The organism is Rudaea sp., from assembly GCF_036383415.1.
Lineage (GTDB): Bacteria > Pseudomonadota > Gammaproteobacteria > Xanthomonadales > Rhodanobacteraceae > Rudaea.
This window is the reverse complement of the sequence record NZ_DASVOK010000104.1, coordinates 1-7305: the sequence shown is the minus strand read 5'-3', so window position 1 is coordinate 7305 and position 7305 is coordinate 1. Positions and strand designations below refer to the sequence as shown.

At 63.8% G+C, this 7305-nt stretch carries 3 protein-coding genes; all 3 read right to left on the bottom strand.

Annotated elements, in window-relative coordinates:
- Positions 1 to 613, bottom strand: a 613-nt coding sequence (locus VF497_RS03915; protein ID WP_330886331.1) for an efflux RND transporter permease subunit, incomplete at its 3' end; no start/stop codon positions are given.
- Between the two features lie 46 nt (positions 614 to 659).
- The gene (locus tag VF497_RS03910) at positions 660 to 3734 is read right to left on the bottom strand and encodes an efflux RND transporter permease subunit (protein WP_330886330.1); all 3075 of its coding nucleotides are present in this window, start codon (positions 3732 to 3734) and stop codon (positions 660 to 662) included.
- A 28-nt stretch (positions 3735 to 3762) separates the two neighbouring features.
- Complete coding sequence (locus tag VF497_RS03905) at positions 3763 to 7248, bottom strand: efflux RND transporter permease subunit (protein ID WP_330886329.1); 3486 nt, start codon at positions 7246 to 7248, stop codon at positions 3763 to 3765.
- Positions 7249 to 7305 lie beyond the last annotated feature (57 nt).

The following is a 7305-nucleotide window of genomic DNA, read 5'->3' as shown; positions in this document are numbered from 1 at the left end:
TCTTGTACAACTCGTCGAGACTGACGCCGGCCGCACCGAGGCGTTCGGCCGAGATCTCGATCTGCACTTCGCGCTGCGAGACGCCCTGCAATTGCACGCGCGCGACGCCGGGCAAACGCTCCAGCGGGCGCTTGAGCTTGTGGTCGAGCAGGTCGTAGGCGTTGGTCAGGTTGCGCTCGGATGAGATCAGCATGCCGAGCACGGGACGATCGCCGGTGCCGAATTTCTCCACAGAATAGCGCTTGAGGTCGCTCGGCAGCTGGTCGCGGATCGCATCGATCTTGCCGCGCGCCTCGACCGCCTTGACCGCGGCGTCCTGGCCCCATTTGAACTCGATGAAAATCTGCGCGCCTTCCGGCGTCGAATTCGAGTTCATGTTCTTGATGCCGGTCAGCGTCGACAGCGCGTCCTCGACCGGGCGCGTGATCGTGCGCTCGACTTCGCTCGGCGTCGAGCCCGGGTACGGAAGGTCGACGAACATGAAGGGAAACTGGATGTCCGGCATCGCCTCGAGCGGCAGGCGGAACGCCGCGATCAGGCCGATCACGGTCATCGAGACGAAGACCATGATCGCGGTGACCGGGCGTTTCAGGCTCAGTTCCGCCAGCGTCATCTACGCAGCCCCCTTCAAAAGATTTGCAACGCGGAACTTCCCTGCCTCAGGCAGCGCGCAAGCCCCGACCGCGACGCGCGCGCGCATCGCGCAGCACGCGCTTGGCCCACAGGCTCGCATCATCAAGCAGCGAATAGATTACCGGCAAAACGAGCAGGCTGACGATGGTCGAGAAAATCAGGCCGCCGGCGATCGCGCGCGCCATCGGATAATACGGCGGGCCGTCGCCGCCGATGCCGGTGCGGCTGATGCACAGCGGCACCATGCCGAGGATCGCCGTGCCCATCGTCATCAGGATCGGGCGCAGGCGGTCCTTCGCACCCTGGATCAGCGCATCGACGCGATTCATGCCCTCGTGCCGCAGCTGGTTGATGTGCACGATCATGACGATGCCGTTGTTGACCACGACGCCCATCAGGATCAGCACGCCGATGAAGGCCATGATCGAGAACGTCGTGCCGGTGATCCAGAACAGCCAGAACACGCCGAACACCGAGAAGATAAACGTGGTCAGGATCGCCGCCGGATAGATCAGCGACTCGAACATCGCGCACATGACCACGTAGACCAGCACGAGCGCGAGCACGAGATTGAGCATCATCTTCGCCGCCGCGTTGTCGTCGCGATCGAAATTCTGGCCGAAGCTCCATTTATAGCCGGGCGGCAGCTGCACCTTGTTCATCACGTTCTCGATCTCGGCGCGCGCGTCGTTGCCGGTCTTGCCGTCGGCGAGATTGGCCTTGATCGAAAGCGAGGTCTGGCGGTTGCTGCGCTCGATCACCGACGAGGCATTGTTGGTCGACACCTGCACCATCGACATGAGCGGAATCTGGGTGCCGTCGGCGCGGCGCAGCTTGTAGTCGGAGAGGCTGTCGAGGTCGCGTGCGTCGGCGCCGCGGAAGCGCATCCACACTTGCAGCTGGTCCTGGCCGCTGTGGTAGTCCTTGAGCTGGCCGCCACGCAGCGCTACCGAGATGTACTGGGCCACGTCGTTGGCAGAGAAACCGTAGGATCGGGCCTTCTCGCGGTCGACGCGGACCGCCAGCTCGCGGTTGCCGCTGTCCTGGTCGGCGCGCACGTCGCGCAGGCTCGGCAGCGATTTGATGATCGGGATCACCGTCGCCGACAGTTCGCGCAGCAACTGCCCCGAGTCGCCGTTGAGGCTGAACTGGATGCTGTTGTCGTTGCCGCCGTTGCCGTTGAAGTCGAACACGATGTCGCCGATCGGCACCTTCGGTCCTTCCTTGCGGATCTTTTCCATGATCGCCTTGGTGTCGATCTTGCCGCGATCCTCATCCTTGAACAGGATCGAGGTGAACGTGTCGTTGCCGTCTTCGGCGTAGCGGCTGTAGATGTTCTTGATGTGGAATTCGTCGCGATGCGCGTTGAGGTAGTTCTCCACCGTATCGACCGAGCGTTTGAGTTCCGCCAGCGGATACAGCGCATTGAGGCGGTAGCCGAGGAAGAGCTGGTCGCGATCGCCGTTCGGGAACATGTCCATCTTCGTGTGCGCAGCCGGCAACACGATGCTGACCACGAGCAGGCCGAGCAGGCCGAGCATGGTCCAGCGCCGATGGCGCAGCGTGCGCGTGACGAAATTGCCGTAGGCGTTCTGCATGCGCGTCACCAGCGTCTTGCGGCCGATGAATTTCGGCGGCGGCAGCTTGGCCGACAGCATCGGCACGAGGCTGACCGCGACCAGCCACGAGGCCAGGTGCGCGATTGCCATCGTCACCGCGACTTGCGTGAGGAACACGCTGATGTCGTCCTTCTCGCCGAACACCATCGGCAGGAATACGATCACGCTGGCGAGCGTGCCCGCGGCGATCGCGATGCCGACGACCTGGGTGCCCTGCACCGCGCAGTACCAGGGTTTGTCGGGGTATTTCTCGCGGTAGTGGTAGATGCTTTCGACGACGACGACCGCGTTGTCGACGAGCATGCCGACCGCGAGCAGCAGGCCCATCATCGACAGGATGTTGAGGGTCATGCCGAAGAACTGCATGCAGCCCATCGTGATGACAAAGCAGATCGGGATCGCGAGCGAGACCATTAGCGTCGACGGCCAGTCGCGCAGGAAGAAGAACAGCACGAGGACCGACAACAACGTACCTTCGAGTCCCGCTTGGCCGAGCTGGCGCAGGCTCTCGGTGACATTCTTCGCCTGGTTGCCGAGCGCGTAGATCTGGATGCCGCGCATTTCCGGCTGCTCGCGGATGCGCTCGACCTCGGCCATGACGCGGGTGCCGACATCGACGAGGTTCGCACTGCGCTCCTTCGAGATTTCCACCGCTACGGCGGGGCGCTGATCGAGATGGCGCGCATAGGTCAGGCGTGAGGGCATCACCTCGACGTCAGCGACGTCGGACAGCTTGAGGCCCTTGTCGTTGATCGCCAAGTCGCGGATTTCCTCGACGCTGCGCCATTCGCCGACCGGCTGCACGTGATAACGCAGCGCGCCTTCCTTGACCAGGCCGCCCGATGCGGAGAAGTTCGCCGTGTTGAGGCGCTGGTAGAGGTCGTTGAGACCGACGCCGGCGGCGGTCAGCCGATCGGCGTCGATCTCGATGCGCACTTCGCGCTGGGCGACGCCTTCGATCTGTACTCGTGCCACGCCGGGCAGACGCTCGAGCGGGCGCTTCAGCACGCGGTCGAGCAACTCGTAGGCGTTGGTCAGATCGCGATCGGACGAGATGCGCAATTGCAGCACCGGACGATCGTTCGAGGCGAACTTGAATACGTTGTAGCGCAACAGGTCGCTCGGCAAGTCGGCGCGGATCGCATCGATCTTGCCGCGCGCCTCGACCGCCTTCACCGCGGTGTCCTGGCCCCACTTGAACTGCATCTGGATCTGCACGCCGTCCGCGCGCGTCACCGAATCCATGCGCTGGATTCCGGTCAGCGTCGACAGCGCTTCCTCGACCGGCCGCGTCACCGTGCGCTCGACCTCGCTCGGCGTCGAACCCTGGTACGGCAGGTCGACAACCATGAACGGAAACTGGATGTCGGGCATCGACTCCAGCGGCAGGCGGAACGCGGCGATCAGGCCGATCACGGTCATCGACACGAACAGCATGATCGCGGTGACCGGACGCTTGAGGCTCAATTCGGCAAGGGTCATGCGCGTCCCCTCCCAGCAACATGGGTTGTCACGGCGTCGCCCCGTGCGGCGCGATCGCCGCGTCGTCGAGCACGGCCTTGGCCTTGCGCTCGCCGCGCTCGCGATAGACCGCGTCGCTGCGGCGGTCGAGCAAGGTGTAAACGACCGGGATCACGACCAAGGTCAGCAAGGTCGACACGGCGAGGCCGCCGATCACCGTGATCGCCATCGGCGCGCGCACTTCGGAGCCGTCGCCCAGACCGATCGCGAGCGGCAGAAAGCCGATCAGCGTACACAGCGTCGTCATCGTGATCGGGCGCAGGCGCGATTCCGCGGCTTGGGCGATCGCGTCGGCCTTGGCCACGCCTTCCTCGCGCAACTGGTTGACGCGGTCGATCAACACGATCGCGTTCTTCACCACGATGCCGGCGAGCATGATCAGGCCGATGAATACGACCACGCTGAGCGGCGTGAACGTCAGCTTGAGCGCGAGCACCGCACCGACCAGCGCGAGCGGAATCGAGAACATGATGACGAACGGATGCAGCAGCGATTCGAACTGCGAGGCCATGACGAGGTAGACGAGGAAGATCGCGAGCGTAAGTGCGAAGATCAGCGAGTTAGTCGAAGCATCGAGTTCCTCGCTCTGGCCGCCGATGTGCGTGGTCACGCCCGCAGCGAGCGGATTGTCGGCGATCAGCTTGCGCACTTCGGCCACGGCCGTGCCGAGGTCGCCGTAGTGCAGGTTCGCCGAGACGATGGCGACACGCTCCTGGCTGATGCGGTGGATTTCGCTGGGACCGATCGTCGAGATCACGTCGGCGACTGCGGACAGGCGGATCGGCGTGCCGGCCGCGGCGCCTCCCGTCGTCGTGGACTGCGAGTTCGAATTGCTGCCCGTCGAGCCGGACGAGGAATTGCCCGACGAACTCGCCGTGGACGACGTGCCGGAATTGCCGGTCGCGCTCGTCGAGCCGCTGCCCGAGCTGTTCGCACTCGTGCTCGCCGTGCCGCTCTGGGCAAAGCCGACGATCAGGTTGCGGATGTCATCGACCGAACCGCGCTGGTTTTCCTGCGCACGCACGAGCACGTCGATCTTGCGGTCTCGAAAGCTGTAGCGCGTCGCCACCGAACCTTTGACCTTGTTGACCACCTGGTCGGCGATCTGCTTCGTGGTCAGACCGAACGCCGCGGCGCGATCCTGGTCGAAACGGATCTGGATCTCGGGGTAGCCGCCCTCGACGGTCGACTTCACGTCGGCGAAGCGATCCGAGGCATTCATCAGGCTGGTCAGTTTCTTGCCGGCTTTTTCGAGCGAGGCGAGGTCATAACCGCGCAGCTCGATTTCCAGCGGCGTGGCGAAGCTGAACAGCTGCGGCCGCGAGAACTTCACCTCGGCGCCCGGGTGCGTCTTCATGCTCGCACGCAATGCGTCGGTCGCCGCGCGCTCGCCCCTCTCTCCGACACCGTGCTTGAGCACGACGAGCAGGCGCGCAATGTTCTCGCCCGACTCGGTCGGTGTCGCATCGAGGCGCGTGCCGGTGCCGCTGACGCCGTAGATCAGCTCGATGTTAGGATCCTTCGCATTCGCGTTTTCCAACTCCTTCACGAGCGAATCGGTATCGACCAGCGCCGTGCCCGGCGGCAGCTTCACCGTCATCTCGAAGCGGCCCTGGGCAAGCTGCGGGATCAGGTCCATGCCGAGCGTCGGAATCACGAGCAAGCTCGCGACGAAAGCCAGCGTCGCAAAGCCCAGTACGAGAAACGGATGCGCGAGCGCTTTTGGCAGAAGTGCGTGGTAGGCGCGCGCGGCCGCGTTGTACGGCATCATCACGAAGCGCCCGATCGTGCGCAGCACCTTGCCGACAACCTTGCCGATCACCCCGAACACGACGAAGCCGATTGTCGCGATCAGGCGCGGAATCCACTGGAAGAACAGTTTCGACACCGGCGAGACAATCTTCTTCACCGCGCGGCCGAAGCCGCTCTTCGGCTGCCAGCCCGGCGAGGGTTCTTCTTCCTTGTACGCGAGCGGCGCGCGCCCCTTGAGTGAGGCCAGCATCGGGATCAGCGTCATCGCGACGACCAGCGAGATCAGCATCGCGAACGTCACGGTCAGCGCCTGGTCGCGGAACAGTTGCCCGCCGACACCCTGCACGAACACGAGCGGGAAGAACACCGCAACTGTAGTCAGGGTCGAGGCGATCACCGCCATCGATACTTCTTTCGCTCCCTTCACCGACGCTTCGAGAATGCTCGCGCCATGCTCGCGCATGCGCGCGATGTTCTCGAGCACGACGATCGAGTCGTCGACGACCATGCCGGTCGCGAGTGCGAGGCCGCCGAGCGACATCACGTTGAGGCTGACATTCGCCTGGCCCATGAAGAAAAACGTGGTGATCAGTGAGATCGGCAGGCTCAACGAGATGATGAACGTGCTCCACGAATCGGCGAGGAAGAAGAAGATGATCAGGATCGCGAGCACACCGCCAATGACCGCGTCGTTGCGCACGTCGTCGAGCGAGGACTGGATGAAGATCGACTGGTCGTCGATCGTGTCGAGCTTCGCGTTGGGTGGCAGGATGTCCTTGAGCTTGGCCAAGCCCTTCTTGACAGCGGCGGCGACGCTGACCGTGTTCGCGTCGCCCTCCTTGTAGATCGCGAGTTCGATCGCCTCGTGGCCGTCGACGCGCACGATGCCTTCGCGTTCCTTGAAGCCCTGGCGCACTTCGGCAATGTCCTTGAGCCGCACCGGCACGCCGTTGTCGACCTTGATCAGCAGGTTGCGCATCTCGTCGAGGTTGGTGAACTGGTTGACCGTGCGCACGAGGTAGCGCTGCGAGCCGTTCTCTATGCGGCCGCCGGAGACGTTGACGTTCTCGTCGGTGAGCCTCTTCGTCACGTCGGCGATGTTGAGGTTGAGCTGGCGCAGCTTCTGCTGGTCGATGTCGACGTCGACCTGGTCCGCGAGGCCACCGCCGACCTTCACCGCGGCGACGCCCGACGTCGGCTCGAGGCGCTTCTTCAACTCGTCGTCGGCGAAGCGACGCAGCTGCTTCAGTTGCGCTTCGTTGACCTCGGCCTTCTTGTCCTTGTCGCCACTGGTCATCGACAGCGACAGGCGCATGATCGGATCGGTCGACGGGTTGAAGCGCAGCAGCACCGGTTTCTTCGCGTCGAGCGGCAACTGCAAGGTGTCGAGCTTGTCGCGCACGTCGAGGCCGGCCTGGTCCATGTTCGTGCCCCAGGCGAACTCGAGGATCACGTCGGACTGGCCGGTACGCGAGACCGAATGGATCTTGCGCAGGTTCTTGACCACGCCGATCGCTTCCTCGACCGGCTGCGAAATCAGGTTCTCGATTTCCAGCGGCGCGGCGCCTTCGTATTCGGTACGCACCGTCAGCGTCGGATAGGTCAGGTCCGGCAGCAGGTTGACCTTGAGCCCGAGCAGCGCGATGAAGCCGAACAAAACGAAGGTGAGCGTCACCATGCCGACGGTAACGCGCCGTCGGGTCGCGAGTTCGACGATGTTCATGCTCAGGCCTTCTTCTCTTCGACCGATTTCTGCGCGAGCTGCTTTTCCTTGTCCTTG

Coding starts and splice junctions, on each gene's coding strand:
- VF497_RS03910 (WP_330886330.1), bottom strand. CDS start 3,734: ATGACCCTTGCCGAATTGAGCCTCAAGCGTCCGGTCACCGCGATCATG.
- VF497_RS03905 (WP_330886329.1), bottom strand. CDS start 7,248: ATGAACATCGTCGAACTCGCGACCCGACGGCGCGTTACCGTCGGCATG.